The organism is Streptomyces sp. NPDC055632, assembly GCF_053618675.1.
The window spans coordinates 13,512-32,697 of record NZ_JBSHHY010000058.1; the positions used below are offsets into that span (position 1 = coordinate 13,512).

Annotated in this window: 16 protein-coding genes and 6 pseudogenes; 10 read left to right on the forward strand and 12 right to left on the reverse strand. The window is 68.1% G+C overall.

Annotated features, from left to right (window positions below; translation table 11 throughout):
• Positions 1-3 precede the first annotated feature (3 nt).
• Together ACWGSR_RS35640 and ACWGSR_RS35645 are read left to right on the forward strand one after the other, a co-directional pair.
• The gene (locus ACWGSR_RS35640; RefSeq protein WP_453573199.1) at positions 4-1,668 is read left to right on the forward strand and encodes an IclR family transcriptional regulator domain-containing protein; all 1,665 of its coding nucleotides are present in this window, start codon (positions 4-6) and stop codon (positions 1,666-1,668) included.
• Positions 1,669-1,898: 230 nt separating this feature from the next.
• Entirely contained in the window at positions 1,899-2,888 is a 990-nt protein-coding gene (locus ACWGSR_RS35645) for a helix-turn-helix domain-containing protein (protein ID WP_453573202.1), read from the forward strand.
• 57 nt (positions 2,889-2,945) lie between these two features.
• Here the strand turns inward: ACWGSR_RS35645 and ACWGSR_RS35650 are convergent, their stop codons facing one another.
• Both ACWGSR_RS35650 and ACWGSR_RS35655 read right to left on the reverse strand, forming a co-directional pair.
• Positions 2,946-3,629 (reverse strand): HNH endonuclease family protein, encoded by a 684-nt coding sequence (locus tag ACWGSR_RS35650; protein WP_453573205.1) that lies wholly within the window; start codon positions 3,627-3,629, stop codon positions 2,946-2,948.
• A 297-nt stretch (positions 3,630-3,926) separates the two neighbouring features.
• Positions 3,927-5,354, reverse strand: a complete 1,428-nt coding sequence (locus ACWGSR_RS35655) for a hypothetical protein (protein ID WP_453573208.1) — start codon at positions 5,352-5,354, stop codon at positions 3,927-3,929.
• A gap of 183 nt (positions 5,355-5,537) precedes the next feature.
• Here ACWGSR_RS35655 and ACWGSR_RS35660 point away from each other — a divergent pair, with 183 nt between their 5' ends.
• Positions 5,538-5,813, forward strand: a complete 276-nt coding sequence (locus ACWGSR_RS35660) for a hypothetical protein (RefSeq protein ID WP_453573211.1) — start codon at positions 5,538-5,540, stop codon at positions 5,811-5,813.
• Here the strand turns inward: ACWGSR_RS35660 and ACWGSR_RS35665 are convergent.
• Positions 5,777-7,594: a zeta toxin family protein gene (locus tag ACWGSR_RS35665; RefSeq protein WP_453573213.1), complete on the reverse strand. Its 1,818-nt coding sequence runs from the start codon at positions 7,592-7,594 to the stop codon at positions 5,777-5,779. The genes ACWGSR_RS35660 and ACWGSR_RS35665 overlap by 37 nt on opposite strands.
• A gap of 70 nt (positions 7,595-7,664) precedes the next feature.
• On the opposite strand from ACWGSR_RS35665, the gene ACWGSR_RS35670 reads away from it, so the two are divergent.
• Together ACWGSR_RS35670 and ACWGSR_RS35675 are read left to right on the forward strand one after the other, a co-directional pair.
• Positions 7,665-7,922 (forward strand): hypothetical protein, encoded by a 258-nt coding sequence (locus ACWGSR_RS35670; protein ID WP_453573216.1) that lies wholly within the window; start codon positions 7,665-7,667, stop codon positions 7,920-7,922.
• Positions 7,919-8,299: a hypothetical protein gene (locus tag ACWGSR_RS35675; protein WP_453573218.1), complete on the forward strand. Its 381-nt coding sequence runs from the start codon at positions 7,919-7,921 to the stop codon at positions 8,297-8,299. The genes ACWGSR_RS35670 and ACWGSR_RS35675 overlap by 4 nt, the downstream gene beginning before the upstream one ends.
• A gap of 510 nt (positions 8,300-8,809) precedes the next feature.
• Here the strand turns inward: ACWGSR_RS35675 and ACWGSR_RS35680 are convergent.
• Positions 8,810-9,079, reverse strand: coding sequence for a hypothetical protein (locus ACWGSR_RS35680; RefSeq protein WP_453573221.1), 270 nt, complete (start codon positions 9,077-9,079; stop codon positions 8,810-8,812).
• A 61-nt stretch (positions 9,080-9,140) separates the two neighbouring features.
• On the opposite strand from ACWGSR_RS35680, the gene ACWGSR_RS35685 reads away from it, so the two are divergent.
• The 4 genes and pseudogenes from ACWGSR_RS35685 to ACWGSR_RS35700 form a co-directional block, all read left to right on the forward strand.
• Positions 9,141-9,605 carry a hypothetical protein gene (locus ACWGSR_RS35685; RefSeq protein ID WP_453573224.1) on the forward strand — a complete coding sequence of 155 codons (465 nt, stop codon included), beginning with the start codon at positions 9,141-9,143 and terminating at the stop codon, positions 9,603-9,605.
• Positions 9,606-10,101: 496 nt separating this feature from the next.
• Positions 10,102-10,905: a hypothetical protein gene (locus ACWGSR_RS35690; protein WP_453573227.1), complete on the forward strand. Its 804-nt coding sequence runs from the start codon at positions 10,102-10,104 to the stop codon at positions 10,903-10,905.
• A 246-nt stretch (positions 10,906-11,151) separates the two neighbouring features.
• Positions 11,152-11,463: pseudogene (locus ACWGSR_RS35695) on the forward strand (helix-turn-helix domain-containing protein); the annotation flags it as partial.
• A 48-nt stretch (positions 11,464-11,511) separates the two neighbouring features.
• Positions 11,512-11,610 (forward strand): annotated as a pseudogene (locus ACWGSR_RS35700) (IS5/IS1182 family transposase); the annotation flags it as partial.
• Positions 11,611-11,645: 35 nt separating this feature from the next.
• Here ACWGSR_RS35700 and ACWGSR_RS35705 read toward each other — a convergent pair.
• Positions 11,646-12,293 (reverse strand): hypothetical protein, encoded by a 648-nt coding sequence (locus tag ACWGSR_RS35705; RefSeq protein WP_453573245.1) that lies wholly within the window; start codon positions 12,291-12,293, stop codon positions 11,646-11,648.
• A gap of 247 nt (positions 12,294-12,540) precedes the next feature.
• Between ACWGSR_RS35705 and ACWGSR_RS35710 the strand changes: the two genes are divergently transcribed.
• Positions 12,541-12,852, forward strand: coding sequence for a DUF4240 domain-containing protein (locus ACWGSR_RS35710; protein ID WP_453573230.1), 312 nt, complete (start codon positions 12,541-12,543; stop codon positions 12,850-12,852).
• A 40-nt stretch (positions 12,853-12,892) separates the two neighbouring features.
• Here ACWGSR_RS35710 and ACWGSR_RS35715 read toward each other — a convergent pair.
• The 7 genes and pseudogenes from ACWGSR_RS35715 to ACWGSR_RS35745 form a co-directional block, all read right to left on the reverse strand.
• Positions 12,893-13,375: pseudogene (locus ACWGSR_RS35715) on the reverse strand (winged helix-turn-helix domain-containing protein); the annotation flags it as partial.
• 70 nt (positions 13,376-13,445) lie between these two features.
• Positions 13,446-13,760: pseudogene (locus ACWGSR_RS35720) on the reverse strand (transposase); the annotation flags it as partial.
• 12 nt (positions 13,761-13,772) lie between these two features.
• A pseudogene (locus ACWGSR_RS35725) lies at positions 13,773-14,537 on the reverse strand (transposase family protein).
• 163 nt (positions 14,538-14,700) lie between these two features.
• Positions 14,701-16,737 (reverse strand): FtsX-like permease family protein, encoded by a 2,037-nt coding sequence (locus tag ACWGSR_RS35730; RefSeq protein ID WP_453573233.1) that lies wholly within the window; start codon positions 16,735-16,737, stop codon positions 14,701-14,703.
• Positions 16,738-16,976: 239 nt separating this feature from the next.
• Positions 16,977-17,669 (reverse strand): ABC transporter ATP-binding protein, encoded by a 693-nt coding sequence (locus ACWGSR_RS35735; protein ID WP_453573236.1) that lies wholly within the window; start codon positions 17,667-17,669, stop codon positions 16,977-16,979.
• Between the two features lie 85 nt (positions 17,670-17,754).
• Positions 17,755-18,012: a hypothetical protein gene (locus tag ACWGSR_RS35740; RefSeq protein WP_453573239.1), complete on the reverse strand. Its 258-nt coding sequence runs from the start codon at positions 18,010-18,012 to the stop codon at positions 17,755-17,757.
• A gap of 534 nt (positions 18,013-18,546) precedes the next feature.
• A pseudogene (locus tag ACWGSR_RS35745) lies at positions 18,547-19,095 on the reverse strand (transposase family protein); the annotation flags it as partial.
• Positions 19,096-19,186: the final 91 nt, after the last annotated feature.

The following is a 19,186-nucleotide window of genomic DNA, read 5'->3' on the forward strand; positions in this document are numbered from 1 at the left end:
GCTGTGAGCCGCTTCAACCAAGACGGCGGCCGCCCGGCGTCAGAAGCCGGAGCCGAGCTCTTGGCGCTCATGCACCAGCTCACCGGACCACCGGACTTCTGGGACCGCCCCGACGGGGACTTCGGGCCCCTGACCCACTCGTACAAACTGACCGCACAGGATCGGGAGCGGGCGAACTCGCACTACCGGCTCGGATCGAAGGCACTCGGCCGGGGCGAGCTGGCCGCCGCAGCGGGCTGGCTGGGCGCGGCAGCCTCGGCCGGACATCCCGGAGCAATGATCCGCCTCGCCCTGGTCGTGCTGCGCACCGGCACCGACCGGACGGACGACGCCTGGTTCCTCGTCGAAGAAGCCGCCCGGCACGGACACGGCGACGCCAAGCGCCTGCTCGCCGCCGCCCGCGACCGTCGGCCCGCCTCAGATGCATCCCCTCAGATCGAGGACACCTCCTTCTTCGAAGAACTACGCCAACTCCTCGGCATCCCTCTTCAACTCCTCCAGGCCAACCTGGAACCCATCGCTCCCACCTCTCACCCGCAGCCCGGCACCGCCTCGAAGATCTCCTCGGCCACCAGGCCGCAACACCAGGAAAGGCAGTCGGGGCGAGACGGACTCGTCCTCGTCCCCGCCCCCGTCCTGCCCACCCAGTGCGGACCCATCCCGCCTCCCCACCCAACGCGAGAGACGAAACGGCCCCGGCTTACCGCACTCGCCGGCGGGCTGGCCCTGCCTGTACCCGACCTGCACGCTGACGCCCCCACACGCCCGCTCATCGTCCACGGTTCAGCCGACCTCAGGGGCGAACCGTGGACAGCGAGCGCCTTGCGCCCGGCCATCCTCACCGATATGGCCCGCCACAGCACCACCCCCGCCTTAGTCCCCATGCGCTGGCAGACCACCCAACGGGCCCGCGACATGCTCCTGCTCATCCACGACACCGAGGGCATCGACACCCGTACGCTCGCCCGACGGATCCGGATGCCGATGAACGCCGTCGTCCGGCTCCTGGACTGGCTGCGCGACGAGCGGTTCATCGACACCAGTGCAGGTGCCCACTTCCCCGGCCCGCTGATGACCCTGGCCACACGGCCCGACCCCGACCGGACGCTCCTCCAGGACGCACTTGCCGCCCTGCGCGACGAACTCCGCGCGGCGGTCTACCTCAGTACCTACACCGACGGCGAGATCACCGTCCAGCAGTCCGCCTCCAGCACAAGCGCTCCCCCCGTCGAAGAAGTTGCCCCCTTCAGCGGCAGCGGGCACGCAAGCGCCAACGGTAAGAGCCTCCTGGCCCAGCTCGACTTCTCCTCACGCATGGACCACCTCACCCGCTATCCCTCGGTCCAGCTGACCGGCCGGACCATCACCAGCCGACGCGCGCTCATCGAAGAACTCGACGGCCCCGGGCCGCATTCAGCCCAGTTCGACCTTCTCGAGTACTCCGACAAGACCCTGTGCGTCGCCTTCTCCCTCGGTCTACCCGGCCGGGCGTCCAGCGTCGCCCTCTCCCTGCCCGCCCATCAGCATCTGCGCCTCATCGACACCGCCACCACCCTCAGCCGCCGCGCCACCGGGCTCCTCCTCGCTCACCTGCTCGCCGACGACATGCAGCAGGAAGAGAGCGCTTGGCCACAGACAGCTCCCGTACCCCGCCGCGCCTTGCCGTAGGAGAGGGCGCTCTTGCCTGAGCCCGGCTGTGACTCCGCCGGGCCCAGGCACTCTCGGAGATCAGGCTGCTTTTGCCTCGTTGATGGGGAGCAGCCGAGGCAGAAGGTGTTCAGGTCGCCGCAGGCCTTCAGCATCGCCGCGCACGCGCGCCGCGCCCTCGCCGAGCACCGGACGTCGGCGCACCCTTCTCCAGGGCCCCTCGTTGTCTCCCGGGAGGCGTAGGAGTAATGGTGAGGGATTCGAAGGCGCTGTCGGGGCTGATCCGGCGCCGGTACCGCGAAGGCACCAGCATCGCCGCAGTGGCAAAAGAGCTGGGAGTTTCGAAGACCACCGTCCAGCGTCACGTGCCCGTGCAGGAGCGGCGAAACGCGGCAGCCGCCGCCCTGCAGCGCCACCGGAGCCGGGCCAAGGAGCCGTACGAAAAGGTGCTAAGGGCTCAGGTCGTGCGCCTCTACCGCTCGGGGATGCCGCAGCAGCGGGTGGCAGCCACGTTGGGGATCTCGGTCGAGGCGGTGGTGGCCCGGCTCGAGCCGGGCCAGCGGCGCTCGAAGCAGGAAGCGGCCCGGCTATCTGTCGAGCAGCAGGGCGAACTCCTGCCGCAGGACGAGATCGTCGCCCGGTACGTGCAGGGTGCCACCATGACTGAGCTCGGGAAACTCTACGGGGTGCATCCCACCACGATCCGGCGCAGGATCCCCGACGATCTGATCCGCGGCCGTGCCCCGGGCCCCCGGCCGCGGTCTCGGCGGGTGCTCGTCTTTGAGGAGGTCCGCCGCCGGTATGCGGCGGGGGAGAGCGCCTACGTGCTCGCCCGCGAGTTCGGCGTCTCCGTCCACACCATCCGGGCGCGGATCCCGGCCGCCGACTGGCGCGGCCGCCCGGCCGGAGAAGCCTCCGTCTCGCCGTCTCGTTCCGCGCAGCCGAGGTCGGGAGGCGTGCGGATGATGCTGGCGCTCTCGGACGAGGAGATCCTGGCCCGCTACCGGGCCGGGCAGTCCGCGACCGCGATCGGCCGCGTGGTGGGTGTGGACTGCCGCACCATCCTGCGCCGCATCCCCAAGCACGAGCGACGCAGCCACCTCCAGGCCCAGCGGCTGAACCGCCCGGCCCCCGACGTCGGTGCGGAAACGATCCGCGCGCTGCGCGCCCGGGGATTGACCTGGGAGGCGATCGCGGCCGAGGTCGGACTGTCGGTGAAGACGGTCCGCGCTCGCGCGTGAACCCTGGGCTTGTCAACTCCGGCTTCGGCCGTATCGCGGTACGCCACCGCCGTTGGCCTACGGGGCGGGGTTGTAGTGGACGACGGTGGTTTCGCAGGCCTCGGCGTACACCTTCAGCGCCTCGACTTCGGTCTGGTCGACCGCGAGGTCCCAGCGCAGCTTTGTGGCGGTCCATTCACCGATGTAGCGGCAGTGGGCGTCGGGCAGGGGCGGCATCCAGGTGGCGGGGTCCTGGTCCGCCTTGGAGCGGTTGGTGCGCGCGGTGACCGCGACGAGGGAGGCGGCGGCGCCCTGGTCGTTGGCGTACGCTTCACGCCGCTTGGCGTCCCAGGCGCTGGCGCCGGAGTCCCAGGCTTCGGCGAGGGGGACCATGTGGTCGATGTCGAGCTTGCCCGCCTCGCCCGCCTCGACGTTGTCGTAGTAGGAGAGCCACTTTCCGCCGGTCAGCTTGCAGCCGGCCGCGACGGCCGGTTCCTGGACGGCTTCGGCGAGGAGGACCTCGTTGCGGGTGTTGCAGCCGTCGGCCGCGTCCAGGCCGGTGTTCCAGTGCCGGAAGGAATCGCGCGTGTAGCCGGTGCGGTCCTCCTCGGCGACGGGGAGCTTGTCAACGGCGTCCTCCAGCGGCAGCACCTCTGGAACAGGCACCACCGCAGTGGTCGCGCCCGCGGCAGGAGCGGGGAGGGCGAGTGGGGTCAGGGCGAGGCAGAACGCGGCAGCTCCGCGCAGCAGGTTGGTGGTCACGACCGTAGGCATAGCGGACCTGGGCGCGCGGACACGCCGGGGGCCGGGGCGGTCATCGGCTGCGCGTGCCGCTGGAGACTGTTGAAGAAACGCTCCGTCTCGCCGTTTCCAGGTTCACCCGCGAGGACGAGGCCGTACGAGGCTCCCCACCGGCCGGTCCGGTCAGCCAGTCAGTGGCCCGAGTACTCGTAGTGCAGGAGGCGAGCACGGGCAGCCTTCTCGGTCATGCCCAGCGCCTCGGTGACCTCGAGCATCGACTTCTCCTGCTCGCGAGCCAGAGCCCGGGCGCGTAGGGCACTAGAGCCAGACGAGGGCACGGCGTGCGGCGACGAACTCGTGCCACCGGTATCGGACGGTCTCCTCGTCCTCGATCCACCGTACGGTCGTCGACGGTGCGGGCCGTCCGGTCATGAAGGCGGCGATGTCGGCGTAGTACGCGTAGTCGCCGCCCTCGCGCTGCTCCAAGAGCTCGGCGACGGCTACGGAGCCGAAGGCGTCGCCGCGTACGGCGTGGTGGAAGGCGAGGGCGAGGTCGAGCAGCGCCTCCGGGGCCAGGAGTCCGGTGGTGCGGATCTCGACGCGCAGGACCTCGGCGCGGCCGGGGACGTCAGTATCGGTGCCAGCGTCGCGGATGAGGGCGGCGATCCGCGTGGTGAGGGTGGTGGCGCGCAGGTCGAGTCCGGTCAGGAGCTGTTCGGCGAGGTCGAGTTCGTCGTCGGCCAGGCATGGGTCGGTGAAGGCGAGGGCGAGGACACACTGGGCCTGACAGGTGGCGCGTTCGCCGGCGACGCCGTGCTGCTCGGCCTCAGTACGGGCCGCTTCGTACGCGGTGGCGGCGCGGTGCATGTCGCCGTGGGGCCACCAGATGTCGCCGTCGACGCGGTGGTGGCGCCCGGGCCAGCCCAGGGACAGGACGAGGGCATGGGCGGTGGGGAAGTCACCGGCGAGGCGGGCCAGGTGCGCCTCTCCCCGGCGGGCAGCCGGGGCCAGGCGGCCGCCGCCGTCGGCGACGTACTGCATGCCGCGGCGTGATTCGGCGGAGCGGCCGAGATCGCGCTGGGCCTTGGCGAGGTAGTAGACGGCCATCTCCTGCAGCTCGTCCGACAGGAGTCCGGCGGAGGTGAGGGCAGTGAGCCGGTCGGCGGTGACGGAGCGGTGTTCGTGCTGGCGGCGGGCCAGGGTGCTGAGCAGCTCGGCCAGCGCCTCGGCCGCCGACTCCACCCCGAAACCAGTGCCGTCGCCGTTGCCGTCGCGGGCGGGCGGGGCGACCGGCTCCCACACGGAGTCGGAGACGTAGGCCCAGGCGGCATCCGTGAGCCAGCCCAGCTCGAGGCGGAAGTCCCGGGCGAGAGCGAGGCCCTGGCGCAGGCAGCCGGTCAGGAGCAGTCGGTCGCGCTCGGGTCCGGCCGCCCACTGCTCGCCGAGCGCGGCGAGCGCGCGGACGGCGGCCGCTTCCCAGTCGGTGGGGGTCCATCGGTCGTCGGTGGCGTCGTCGGCGCCGCGCAGAGTGGAGCGGATCAGGCCGTGGAGGGAGTAGGGCCACAGGGCGAAGGGGGTCTCGTCGACGAAGGGCCGCTCAACCAGGCGGCGGGCGGCGACCTGGTGGGTGAGGCCCGCTGTCCGGGTGGCGAGGTGAACGCCTCCGCCGTCGACACGCCCCGGTCGTTGCTGCTGAACAGCGCCTGCAGATCCCGCCCCACGCCAACCCCCGAATGTGTTGATCAACAGGCCCAACCTACGTGTCGTGAGCGGGCCTTCACCGCCAGCATCCCCGATCGTGGGTGTGAACACAGCGCGCCTTCCCGCCCTTCACCCCCCGGGTCCGGGCGGCGCGGGCGACGGGCGGCGGGGGAGGGCGGGGAGAATGACGACTCCCATTACAAGATCAACTTTAGGGAGGGTGGTCACATGACCGACCCCGAGGCCTTCGGCTCTTCCGGCCTGGAGGGCGGTGAGGACCTGGCGGCCGTGGAAGACATCCAGGAGGTGGTGAACTGGTACACCGCCCAGCTCGTCGCGGAGCATCGCGCGCCGGTTCCGGATGAGGAACGGGTCGAGAAGCTGAAAGCCGGCCGTCAGGCCGCGCTCGCCGATCAACAGCAGCTCGCGACTGCGGACCCGGAGGAGACGGCCCGGATCGCCGAGGTCTACGCGGCGCGGCTGAGGGAGCTCAACGAGCCGTAGACCGGCCCTCCCAGCGGAACGGGCAGGGGCCAGGTTGAGGGGTGCGGCCGGTCGATCCAGGCCGGCTGCATCCCCGGCGGCATCAGTGGGCGGGCGAGCGCGACCATCTCCTGCAGTTCGTCGCGGTGCCGGGGCAGCGCCCGCCACAACCCGTGGTGGAGGCGGAGGAAGGCGGTGGCCTCCTGCTCGGTGTAGGGGCGCAGGCGTTCGGCGGCCAGCGCCCACGACGCCCGGCCGGTGCCGGCGCCGTGCTCGTGGCGCACCAGGGCGTGGCCGTCGCGGCGGATGACGGTGATGGACGCGATCTGCGGGTGGGTTTCGGCGAAGGTGACGACGTCGGTGAGCGCGTGGAAGCAGGTGCGGTGCCCGGAGCAGCTGGTGAACCGGCCGGTGGCGCCGCGCTGGAGGGCGCGGGCGTAGCGCAGGGCGGTGGCCTGCCGGCTGTCGGCCTCGCGGACGGCCAGGACGACGAGATCGACCGGGTAGCCGCCGGCCGCGTACGGCAGCGCGCTGTCGAACAGCTCCTGCACGCTGCCCGGGGCACCTTCGATCAGGACGTCGCCGCGCCGCTCGCGCACGTAATCCTCGGCGCGGGTGAACCAGGCCCGGTAGTCGGCGCGGATCGCCGCTCCGGCGCTTTGGGGATCGTCACGCAGCAGCTTGTAGTAGTCGGGGTGCTGGGCCTTGAGGTTGTCGCCGATCAGGTGGGTGGTGCCCGGCCGCATCGCGCGCCGCACCATCCGTGCGGCCAGGAGCTTGCCCGCGCCAGGCTGGCCCAGCACGTACACCGCACGCGGATCGGGCCGGGGGATGATGCCGTTCAGATAGGAGGGGGCGATCAGCTCGTCGAAGACCCAGGCGTGCTCGTCGGCGGACAGCCGGTGGTAGTCGACGCCGGGCGCGCGCCGGCGCGCCTGGGCGATGCGGCGGACCGGCTCGGCCGCACGCCGGGCATCGCGGTGCACGGCCAGACGCTCGTCCTCGGGCAGATCCCGCTGCACCCGCACCTCGGCACGGGTGAGTGCGTGGTGGAAGACAGTGGTCTCCGCAGCGTTCCAGGGCCGGCGCAGCTCGTAGGTGACGGCCCTGTCCGCGGCCGTCCGGCGCCGCCACACACCGCCGACGAGTTCGTTGTCGTACAGCACAGTGCCATCGCGGCGGACCACGGTGACCCGGTCCACCAGCCGCTCGGCCTCGACGACCGCCAGCGTCACCGGCAGACCCGCCGTGCAGGTGTCGAGGTTGTCCCAGTCCACGTACCGCGCGTCCCCGCCTACGGCCGCTCCGTCCAAGAGGCGGTCCAGGGTGCCGAGCTGGGCCCACGCCTCGGCGGTGGCGACCACGACGATCTCGATGCGGTGACCCGAGCGCCGGTAGGCCGCCGACGAGGCACGGAAATCGCCGGCGTCGGCGAGGGCGGACTCCACGACCGCGTCGAACCGGCGGGCCCGGACGTACTCCTCGACGCCGGCCTGCCAGCGGCTCGTGTCCGGCCGCACCCGTACGCCCGCGGTGCGGATGTCAGCGGCCAGGAGCGTGCCATAGGCGCGGTGGGCGGTCTTGTAGAGGTCGCGGCACACCCTGACGGCCCCGCCGCGGCGCGCCAGGGCCGCTTCCACCAGATCGGCCACACCGGTCTTCCCGGCTCCGGGGGGCCCGGCAACTACGACGACGACCGGCCGCTGCTGCGGCACCGCGTCCCGGGTCCACAGCGGCAGGAACTCGGCGAGGACCTGCTGATGCTCGGTCTCGTCGAGCTCCGCCACGGCGTGGTCGTTCACCAGTTCCTCCCCCTCACCTCTGATGGGTACGGGTACGTACCCGTACCCTGATCCTATGGGAAGGAGAACCATGTCCGACGCCAACATCCGAATCCCCGAGGAAGCCCGCGACCGGCTCGCCGCCGTCGCCGCCGCCGAAGGCCTGTCCCTGCGCGCCTACCTCGCCCGCCTCGCCGAGACCGTCCTGACCCCCGCCGAACGCGCCGAACGCGCCGAACAGGCCCGGGCCGCCCTGAACACCTGGAACGGCTACGCCCCCACCGCCGGCGAACAGGCCGCCCTGGACGACGAACTCGACCGCCGCCTCACCCAGGCACAGCGCCCGTGAACGACACCACCCACATCGTCCTGGACGAGACCGCAATGACCGCCGCCGGCACCGGCAACATCCTCGTCTCCCGCCTCATCCACCGCGCCCACGCCGAACCCGGCTGGCACCTCTACGCCCCCGCCTGCGCCCTCGTCGAAGCCGACCGCACCCGCCCCGGCACCGCCGAACACCTCGCCGCCCTGCCCGGCATCACCGTCCTCGACCTCGACCTCCCCGCCGCCCTCGCCATCGCCCCACACGCCACCTGGGCCCAGGCCCACACCTACCACACCGCCCAGCCCACCCCCGACCGACCCGACGGCGCGATCATCGCCACCACCAACCCCCAGCGCTGGGAAGGCGAACCCGTCCGCGTTCTGGACCTCGCCCCCTGACCGAACATCGGCCGTGACATCCGGAAAAGAGTGGAGGGCAGCAGCGTGTCTCACGGACTGGCGTTCCTGAAGGATCCAGCCAAGTCCAGGAGGCTGAAAAGCTGTCACCGGACTCAAAGTCGATCTTGCCGGTTCACCCGCGTGACGCCTTCGGTACCACTGGAATCGCACGCAAGTTAACCCATTCCCCTGGTAGCCGGTTTTCTACGCGCGGTGACAACCGGAGGGTCCGGAACCGGGCTGTTCCGCCGGAACAGCCTTGCGACTCCTGTGACGGGCGTGTTTGGATCCCGGGGATCTTCGGGGGGAGGCGGCGGGGGAACCCGCATGCCGGCTGTGCGGTGGAGGCTGCCTTCCTTTCCGGAACACATCCACGAGCGCAGTCATCTGCGGAGGGGGAAACCCGATGAAGTTACGCGGAATCCGATCCGGCACCACCATCGCGATATGTGCGGCGCTACTCGTCACGGCGGGCGGCACCAGCGCACAGGCGGTGGACGGGGAGCAGCCTCAGGGAGGCATCGAGGGCAACTGGACGGGCAGTGGCGTCACCGCTCCCGACCAGCAGATCGAGCTCTCGGAGTAGGCGAAGGAGAAGATCGCTCTCACCGACGCCTGGGTCCAGGCCCAGGAGGGCGAGATCAGCCAGGACGCCTTCGCCCAGAAGGAAAGCCAGTTCCTCCAGAAGTACAACCTGACCCGCACCGCGGCGCAGAAGCAGGCGACCGGCGCGAGCGCCACCGCCGCCACCGCCGCCAGCTCGCGGGTACTGCCCGTCACCCACTACGCCCAGGCCCGCAGCTACTACTGCGGGCCGGCGACCGGCGCGATGATGATCAAGATGATCGACGGGTTCATCAGCAGCCGCTACAACGGCAACGCTTTCAGCCAGGAGAACCTGGCCAACAGCGCCCACATGGACACCAACGCCCAGGGCTGGACGGACTGGTCGTCGAAGAAGTTCGTCTTCGGCCTGAACCGCTGGCGCGGCGAGAACTACTACGTCCAGATCCCCTCGCCCTCCCCGGACAACGCGGTGAAGACGATGATGCACAGCATCGGTGGCAACGCCAAACCGATCGCCGCCGACACCGTCGAGTTCGCCAAGGGCCGTCACTACAACAACCACCCCGACCACCTAACGATCGGCCACTGGATCGCGGCGTACGGCTACCACACTGACGGCCGGTACGGGAAGTGGGTCGACCCTTCCACCTCTGTCTGGCCGGGTATGTACAAGTCCTTCGAGTACAACACGCGTGACTTCACCGGCACCTTCCTCCAGTCGAACGGATACGCCTACTAACATGCGCGCCAGCCTGACGCTGCCCACCGCCCTCGCGCTTGCGCTCGTCGGGCTGACCGCCTGCACCAGCCAGGAGCCCGGAGCGACGCCGTCAACCAAGCCCACCAGCCCGACGGCGTCGCCCCCGGCTCCATCCGCGTCACCGACGCCGTCCGCGGCTCCGGGGAAGCCCGCGTCCTTCCGTGTGGTCCGCACCCTGGATTCCGCCTCGGCGCCGTCGGCAACGGATCAGCAACGCACCCGCCTGTACACCACCAAGAACACCACTAGCAACGGCAAGGAGTCCGGAGTCCTGGCACTCACCGCCAACGGCTCCACCATCACCTCCGTGTCCGCCAGAGCAACCGTCACGGACGGCGAAATCCACCTCGCGGAAGAACAGATAGGCGTCACGAACACTCGGGCATCCTTCACACCGTTCCCTCAGGCGTCCGGGAAAAAGTGCGCCCGCTCACCCCGCCAGACAGCAGCTGCGGCAGAGCGCGAGGGAACGGTGGTGTGGAGCGAAACCGCGAGCACCAACCTCTACAACCTCGACTGGTGCGTCTTCGCCTACAACCCGGCCTCAAAGTCCACCGTGCTCCTCGGCGACTCCGCAGCCGTCTCCAACCGCATCCCTCCGCCGGCCGGCGGCTACGCCGTCGCGGTAGGGAAGAAGCGAGCGTACTGGGAGACGGCCTACCCGCTGACCAATGCCGAGACCACACCGATCTCCTCCAAGGTCATGACCAATACCCTCGACGGCCGGGCCGGCCTGACCACAGCCGTCGACAAGGCCAAACTCCCGCGAGTCCTGGGCGACGACCTCTACTACGTCCGGTCCAACGACGTGGACACCGCCTTCGCCCCGGACCGCTTCGAGATCCGCAAGCGCGACGCCGCCGGCCGCGACACCCAGGTCGTCTCCGGCCCTCTGGTCCACAAGGACCAGATCCTGTCCACCTTCAGCGTCTCCGCCGGACACATCTCCTGGGTGATCTCCGGCCCCACCCAAAGCTCCCTGCTCCACATCCTCGACGTGAAGACCAACACCGCCGTCACGATCAAACTCGGCCACGTCGGCCCGCCCACTATGCATCTGCACTCGACCGACACCCTTGTCGTCTGGGGTAACGGGAGCGCCTCCGGCGATGCGGGCGAGTACGTCTACGACACCGTCACCGGCAAGCTCTGGAAGCTCGGCAACCAGGGCGGCTACAGCAAGATCATTGCCAAGGGCAAGTACATCGCCTGGGCCCGCATCGCAGGCTCCGGACCCGACGGCCGAGCCGTGTACGACGTCGCGGAGTGGAAGGGATAGGCAGCGGCTGTCCCAGCTACTGAACTTGATTGGGTGATGTCGGACCGTTCACTTGACGGCGGTCGGTCCGACATCACCCAATCAAGTTCAGTAGCACCATATTGATCCGAAACGGTTCGGGTTCTGGGTCGTTGGTGGTGTGTGAGCGATCTGGTGGGGGACGCGCGGCATCTGTCGCCGTCGGCGCAGGAGGCTCTTCGGCTGCGGGCGGTGGCCGCGCTGGTGGCGGGGCGGGACCGTGAGGACGTGGCGGCGGTTTTCGGGGTGTCGCTGAAAGCGGTCGATATCTGGTGGGAGAAGTGGCGGGCCGGCGGGCAGGATGCGCGGGTCATGCGGCCGCGGGGCAAGCCGGTCGGGGTGCACCAGGTGCTCGGGGAGGCCGAGCAGGCCGCCGTCCGGCAGGCCGTCCTCGACCACATTCCCTCCGATCTGGGACTTTCGGGTCAGCTGTGGACGCGGGGCCAGATAGGCGAGCTGATCTTCAAGCTGTACCGGGTCCGCTTCACCGAGCCCGGGGTGGGCAAGTACCTCAAACGGTGGGGGCTGTCCTTCCCGCGTCCGGACAAGCGGGCGGTCGAGCAGGACCCGGAAGCGGTCCGCCTCTGGCGCGAGGAGACCTGGAAGATCCTCCGCGACTGCCGGCTCAAGGGCGACGGCGTCCACCACGCCATGCGCGGCATCGCCCGCCTGCACACCTCAACCTTGCTGGATAGGACCACAGCCGAACTTCTGCAGATTTTTCACATGCGTCCGTCGGCGGGGCGCGGAGTGTGTCGCGGCCACTGCGCGCCCGTCTGTTCCACCACAGCGGCTCGGAAGGCTTCCAAAAGGATGCCTCCGGGGTACGTCCCAAACGCTCGGTACTTCCAGCGGTAGTAGCACGACCAGTAGCTCACCACGCGCCGCTCCGTGCGCGCGAAGAAGGCCGGATTCCGAGCGATGAACTCACCGTAGGCACGGCGCTGGGCCGAGCCCGGGACCGCGAGCCCGGGAAGACCCCGGCCGATCGCCTCGATGATCTCCAGCACGTACTCGCCGGCCAACTGCATTACAAACGGGACCACCCACGGCTCGCCCGACGCCACGATCCGCTCAAGGTGCCGCTGGCGAACCCGGCCATCGTGGTGCCGGGAGTACAGGCAGTGCAGAATCACCTGCTGTGTACTGGACAGTTGCCCATCCGAGCCGACACCCGGTTCCTCGTTGTAGATGCGCGACGGGATGGCGACGGTCTCGCCCCGCACCTCAACAACCTCGAAGGACATCATCGACGCGAGTCTGGCCTCCGGCATGACCGCTAGGACGCTGCGCACGTCGCCGGCAAGACGGGTCGGAAACGCTGCCGTCAGCGCATGGGCGACGCTCGACGGGTCCCGGGGCATCTGCACCACAGGAGGATACGCGGCGAACCTCTCGGTCACTCAACCGCCCGCCTCAACGTTGCGGGACAGCCCTTAGCCAGGGCAAGCACCTGACACTCCGATCTGTCACACCCCTCCGCCATGCTCTCCTACATGAACGAGAACGCCTTCTGGCAGCTCATCGAAGCGTGCAGCCCCTCTGTCCCCGACCCCGAGAGTGATGAGCTTGCCGCTGCCCTGATAGCCCGCCTGACGAACGGCCCTGTACAATGATGTGGTCGGCTTCGCCGAGCAGCTCTCCTGGGCCCTGTACAGGCTGGACCGCAGGGAATACGGCGATGGCCTGTCGAGTGATCAGTTCCTCTACACCCGGGCTGCGGTTGTCGCGGCTGGCCGTGAGGAATTCGAGCGCGTACTTCGAGACCCAGAGCGGTTCATGCCGTACGCCAGCGACCTCGTCTGGGCCGAAGCCCTGCTCTACGTACCCGACAACGCATACAAGCACCTCACCGGTGACGAATGGGACCGCAGCACCCGCTACAGCTACGAGACCTACTCCAACACAGCCGGGTGGATCGCCACATAGGCGCCCGCAATCGCTCCTGCCTTCACCATAAGAAACGACGTCTTACCCGCGGCCAGGTCTCCTTCTTCCACACCTCGACCGCGTCGTCGTCGTCCCGCTCGATGGCGCGCCGGGCCGGCTGCTGCCAGCTCCAGCCGTGGCGCTTCAGCAGCCGCCATGTGCCCTCGACTGTGTAGGAGACGTGGAAGAGCCGGCCGATCAACGTCTTGATCCGCGCCAGCGTCCACCTTTGGTCCGCCCAGCCGTGGACCAGCGGGCCACGCTCCAACTCCCGCTCCAGCCTGGCGATCTGCGTTTCGCTGAGCCGCGAACGCCCCGAAGAACCCTGCGACAGGACGCCGGCCTGGCCGTGCTCGTGCCAGGCCCGGCGCCACCGTTCCACCGACCGCTCGCTCACCCGCAGCGCAGCGGCGACCCCTCGGTTCTTCTCACCGGCCTCGAAGCGGACGACAGCCTGCAACCGGATCCGCTCCCGCGCGGCCCTCTCGGCGTCGGTCAGCCCACCACCCTGCGCGTATCTCACGACCCAGGACTTACCGGAGCAGCCAGACTGCTGTCAGGCGAACTGTCCCGACATCACTCAATCAAGTTCAGTAGCGTCGGTGGAGTCGGCGGCAGCCGGCGAGCCAGGCCACGGTGCGTTCGATGGTCCAGCGATGACGGCCCAGCCGCTGTGAAGATTCGACGCCCTTACGGGCGATGCGGTGGGTGATGCCACGCTCGCGTAACCATCGCCGCAGGTGGGAGTAGTCGTAGCCCTTGTCGCCGTGGAGCTTGCCCGGCTTGCGCCGCCGGGGCCCGCGGCGGGACCGGATCGGCGGTATGCCCTTCACCAGCGGGATCAGGGCCTGGCTGTCGTGCAGGTTCGCTGGCGAGATTCCGACAGAGATGGGCAGACCGGTCCGCTCAGTGAACCATTTTCATCCTGAATACGTGCAGGTCAGCAGGGTGTGAACGGCTTGGACTGCCGTGCCGATGCGGCGGGTGGAACAGCGGGCTCGCCGCAGTAGCCGCCACGTTTTGAGTTGCGCGAAGGCGCGTTCGCCGGGGCTCGGAGTCGGGCGTGGTCGCGGTTGAACTGCTGGTAGTGGGAGGGTTGTTCGCTGTGGTGGTAGTACGGGGTGCGGAAGGTGGCGCCGGCGCCCTGGTTGGCGCGGTCGGCGAGCACGAGGATCTGCCGGGTGAGGCAGGCTTGGACGATGCCGTGGGCGCGGGCCGCGGTGAGGTCGTGGGTGCGGCCCGGCGTCGCGCGGGAGAACCACAGCGGGGTGCCGTCCGGTCGTACGGCGACCTGGACGTTCACGGCTGTGCTCGCGGTGTTTTTGTGAGTAGTACGGCTCGTCCGCGGCGATGCGGTCAATAGGGACGAGCGTGCCGTCGACGATGACGAAGTCTCCTTCGCCCAGGCCAACGAGGGCCTCCTGCAGGCCGGGCGCCCAGGACGCCAGGATCTCGAGGGTCTCGTCCACGTACCGCCAGGCGGTTGCGGTGGAGATACCGAACCCCGCCGCGAGCTGGGGCAGCGTCTCGTTCTTGCGTAGGTGCACCAGTGCCGGCAGAGCCTGGTGGAAACAGCCCGGCTTGCGCCATCGTGTGCCGCGTTCACACCTTCGGGCATAGATCAGCCATGAGACGTGCTCGACCAGCTCATGCGGGACGTCGAGCGTGGCACGATACGGGACCAAGCGAGGCTCCTCGGGCGAAGCGTGGTGCGTAGAGAACACCACCGCAACGACCAGGAGCCTCGCCTCGTCACACCACCCTGCTGACCTGCGTCATCACCCCTGCAAGACAGGATGAAAACGGCTCAGTAAGGCCCGGGCTGAAAAGGTTCACCCATGTGACAGGTCAGTCACCCTGTGGTTTCCAGGTGACTGCCTGTCGGCCGGCCACTCGTCCGCACACGGCGGCTACCCCCAACCCTGCCAGGGCAACAGAGCCGAGGCCAACCGCCAGAAGTGGTGCCGACATCCAGCCTCCCTTGCCCAGATTGATCAGTAGTCCGCCCAGAGCAGCCGCTACCAGGACACCGATCGTTCCTACGGCGCTGAGCGGGAGGGCCAGGTTCCATAGGGCGATGCGGCGGTAGAAGACTTGATCAGTTCTGTATGTGGACAGAGGCCCGAGGGCTTTGGCCTGTTCGAGGAAGATGCCTGCCGCGCCCAGAGCGCCTGCGGCGGCGAGGGCGAGCAGTCCGAGGAGGGCGATGTCGAGCATCCAACGGATTTGGGCCGCCTGCGCTACGGAGGAAAGGACCCAGCCCTGTCCTGGGAGAGCTGTCATGGGACCGATGAGATGCGTGTGTGCCGCTTCCGAGATGCGATTGAGGCCAGTGACTCCGTTCTGGTTGACGGCAAGGAAGCCGTACATGACCTTGTCTCCGTCTTCCGGAGCCGAGCAATGGCAGACGGAAGTGACCGGAGCGCTGGTCAAGTCCTGGACACGGAAGATCTGGACGCCGGCCGGGCTGAGGCTGGTGTACACCTGCTCGGGCTTCTGGGGCGTCGAGGGGCATGTGCGCAGCTCACCGAGGTGCCGCAATGCGGTGCAGGTTCCGGTAAGTCTGATTTGCGGTTCGCCCTGTTGGGGCTGGCTCTCCGGTGAGTACCTCAGGACCCGGTTTGGCCCGACGGCTTTGACGAATGCAGGGGCGGTCGCAGGGATGTTGCGAGACCGTACTTGTACAAGTTCGGCCCCGGATGTCTGGTAACGCTCACGGGCGGCCTCTACTGGCCCCGCGAATTGTGTGGTGAGGACTTGGCCGAGAGTGACGATGCCCAGTCCGACGATCAGGGCCGCACTGAGCCGCGCCAATGTAGCCGGGCGGGCCTGGAGCCAGCGACCGGCAACGATGCGGACAGGGTCTCCGGACTTCCGGCCGCGCTCCGCGACCCGCCGTCCGATGATACGAGCGATTTGTCCTGCGGAATGCGGTAGGGCAGCCAGGGTGAACACCGCACCGATGACGAAGGCAATGCGCCCACTCGCACCACGTTCCTGCGAGCCCCAGGCTGTGACGAGGAATCCCAGAAGGAAGACCCAGACAGGCCAGCGCGTCCTGCCGTGACCCGTTCGTGCAGGACGGGCCCCCTTGCGTGTGGGCCGGCGGATGCTGGCCAGCACGGTGAGCAGTACCAGGGCCGCGAATACGGCGAGAGCGACCAGGGGCAACTGCGGTAGGGCGATCCGAAGGTCGGAGGACCACACTTGATAGCCCGTGAAGGGAAGCGTGGGCGAGAAAATCCAGGCGACTGAGCCAAGGATGATTCCTGCCACTGTCGCGCCTGCGGCGATCGGCATCCAGGCTTCACCTGTGACGACCAGCGCACGTGTGACCGTGGGCGCTCCCAGCGCATCCAGGAGAGCCAGGCGGCGGTCGCGTGTCTCCGCCCGGCTGCGGACAGCGACCATGATCAGTGCACCGCAGGGCAGTGCCGCCATGATCGCGATAAGAAGGTCCAGCTCGGCAAGCCCTCTGTCGAACTGGTGAGACGCCACGAAGAACATGCGCCGATCGGGGTTGCCGAATCCCTGGATGCGGGATGTGGGCTCGAAGACCTCGTCGAAGAAGTCTGGCTGGGCGGGGTTCACATAGGCGATGAGTTCAGAGGCGTCGGCCAGACCGTGCGGACCGATAGTTCCCGCGAGCTTGCCGTACCTGGTGCTTGTTTCCGGTTCCTCGTCGAGGAGTGCTTGTGAAAGGTACACCTCACCAGGCTTCGGCCAGGTGCTCAGCCCTGGGGGCGGGGTCACCGCGGTGCGAATGGGGCGGATGTAGATGACTGACACGGCCCTTTCGTTGACCGCGTCGGGTCGTTCCCACCATCGCGCGATCGTGGAGTCCGTGACTCCGTCGACCACAGGGATCGGGTTGCGTGCTGTCATGCGGGCATCACGTTCGCCGTACACGGCATGAGCGGCTACGAGTGCCCACATCGTGACGACGGCAAGGAATGCTGCGCACATAAGAGAGGCACGGTGGATACCCCCACCTGTGCCACGTCCACCGCACCGGCCCACGGCCAAGGCAAGCCCGATGCGTCCACCTCGTTTCCCCAACGCCAATGTTGGGGTGGAGCTTGATACAGGCGCAGGTGCTTTTGCCGACTGCGGTGAAGTCTTCGTCATCGGTCGACCACGCCGTTCTGGTGCAGTTGCCCGCCTCGCATGACCAACAGGCGGTCGGCACGTGCTGCGATCTCTGGGTTGTGGGTAACGACCACCAATGAACAGCCGCGTTGTACAGGGAGTGAAAAGAGGAGCTCAGCTACGGTGAGTGACGCTTCACCATCCAGAGCGCCGGTCGGTTCGTCAGCGAGAATCAGCCGAGGGTCACCGATCAGCGCGCGGGCTACGGCAATGCGCTGGCGCTCGCCACCGGAGACGATTCCCGTCTCTCCGGCAGCCACGTGGCCCACCCCCAAGTCGTCGAGCAGGGCTCTTGCCTTTGAGTACGTCTGGCCCGGCGGGGCGCCGGCCATGAGAGCTGGCAGCGCCACGTTCTCCAAGGGACTCAGTTCGGGAAGAAGTTCACCGAATTGGTAGACCATGCCAATGGTACGAAGCCGGACCCCCGCTCGTCGGCTCGCTGACATCCCGGTCAGTACGTGCCCGTCCACGGTGATGCTGCCATAGGTGGGTTCCACCAGGCCGGACAGGCAACTGAGAAGAGTGCTCTTCCCGCACCCGCTGGGACCGGTGATGGCGATGCTCTCACCGTGACCTACCGAGAGGTCCACCCCTTTGAGAATGGCACGTCCAGTGACTTCGTAGCGAAGGTCACGGACGTCCACGCCGGCAATGTTGGTCTTCTGCATACGGAGGCTCCGGCTCGTGTTCGGGACGCGAAGTCGAGAGAAGGGCGCGGCCTCAACGTTCGAGCCCGCGCCCCTCTTTCAACTTCTAGTAGCGGTACTCCCAGCTCGACCACAGGTCCGGAGCGAAGTCGCGGATCTGGTGGGCCTGGTGACGGTACACCTTGTTGGTGCTGGCGCCGCTGTCCTCGCAGTTGTCCTTGCCGCTGTGCTCCTGGACAGTGGCGTGGTTGCCGTTGTCACGGTAGTAGTTACTCTCGACTGCGTTGCCATCGGCGTCGCCGTCGCAGATCCTCACAGCCTGCCAGGAGCTGATGGCCGAAGAGCAGGACTGGGACGCACACACCTTGGCCTGAGCCACCGGGATGCTCATCAGCACCGCGGAGGTGGCAAAGAGGCCCGCTACGATACCCGCACGCCTTCGCATAAAAGTTCTCCTTAGATCGGGATGGACTGCGACAGGTCAGGGGGGCACGGCGTTGCGATCGCCGTGCCCCCTGGTACGTTCAAGCGTCCTACTCTACGCAGAGTTACTACTTGCGTACTGAGCGGGGAGCCTGAAGCAAGATCGCACGATCACTCCGGCCGGGCAAGCGATGTGCGTATCGGTAAGCAAGCATTCCGCATTGCTACTGGATGCAACATGCAAGTTCATCTCACGGCGATGCTGGCCAGCGTAAATTGTTGTCGGGCGTCGAGGTCTCTTGATGTTTGCAGGCGTGCCCTTGTGAAGGATGGACCTAGGCAAAAAGGGTGAATGGCCCAACGCCGCTAGATCGCAAGTTGGCCGGAAAGCGCTCACCCGTTCGATTTACATGGCGTAAAACACGTCTAGCGTGTGGCATGTCGAGCTGGCATATGCACTGAGCCTTTTCCATCTTCACTCTGAGCTGGTCAGATGCAGGGTGAGGACGGCCTGTACGAGGCTGGTGATGCGGGTGGTCGAGCAGCGGAGCTTGCGTAGAAGTCGCCAGGACTTGAGGGTGGCGACGGCCTGCTCGACGAGGGCCCGGATCTTCGCATGGGACCGGTTGACCGCCTGCTGGCCTGTGGAGAGGGTCTCCCACCGTCCCCAGTGCGGGATGCGGACCGTGCCACCGGCACCTCGGTATCCCTTGTCGGCCCAGCACGGGATGTCTGCCTCGGCGAGGGCGTCGATGATGCCGTGTTCGCGGGCTGCGCGGATGTCGTGGACGGCGCCGGGCAGGGCCGGTGAGGCCCATAGCAACCGGCCGAAGGGGTCGACGATGACCTGCACGTTCATCCCGTGCTTCTTGTGTTTGCCGGAGTAGAACGGCCGGTCCGCTGCGATGCGGTCGATGGGCAGGAGGGTGCCGTCCAGGATCAGGTACGCCTTCGTCGATGCGGTCCGCACCGTGTCAGTCAGGCCGGGGGTGAGAGCGGCCAGGAGTTCGACCGCTTCAGTGAGCCTCTTTCATCCTGTGCTGGAGGGTGAAAGAGGCTGGTCAGCAGGGGTGGTGACGAGGCAGGGCCCCTCGTCGTTGGCGTGGTGATCTCAC